We start from the raw sequence: 505 nt of genomic DNA on the forward strand, positions 1-505 counted from the left end.
GCGCCGCGAGCCGGTACGCATTGTTCTTTAACAATTTGGAAAGCTGATAGTATTTAATTRCATGAGTCTGTCATGTGATTAATTACAAAACGTTTAATGCGCAAGCATTRAACATGAGTTCTCAAACACTTTATTAAGTGTCTTGAATATTCAAAAGTAAATTATTCTTTATTGAATAGTTTACGTCTAAGGCGCGTCCACTTCTTTGGTCAGAAGTGAGACAAGTAAAACCAAGCTGGTCGCAATGCGGCGCAGATGAGTGAAACTCATTTGGGTTGTATGGTTAAGCGACTAAGCGTATACGGTGGATGCCTTGGCAGTCAGAGGCGATGAAGGACGTAGTAACTTGCGAAAAGCGTTGGCGAGCTAGTAACAAGCATTTGAGCTAACGATGTCCGAATGGGGGAACCCAGCAGCATAAGCTGTTATCGCAACATGAATACATAGTGTTGCGAGGCGAACGAGGGGAACTGAAACATCTAAGTACCCTTAGGAAAAGAAATCA

The 505-nt window shown here is 42.3% G+C and carries 1 rRNA gene; it reads left to right on the plus strand.

Annotated features, from left to right (window positions below):
- Positions 1-281: 281 nt before the first annotated feature.
- A 23S ribosomal RNA gene (locus tag L5M11_RS23860) occupies positions 282-505 on the plus strand; the annotation flags it as partial.

The sequence above is a fragment of the Shewanella sp. SM87 genome, from assembly GCF_025653705.1.
Taxonomy (GTDB): Bacteria; Pseudomonadota; Gammaproteobacteria; order Enterobacterales; family Shewanellaceae; genus Shewanella; species Shewanella oncorhynchi.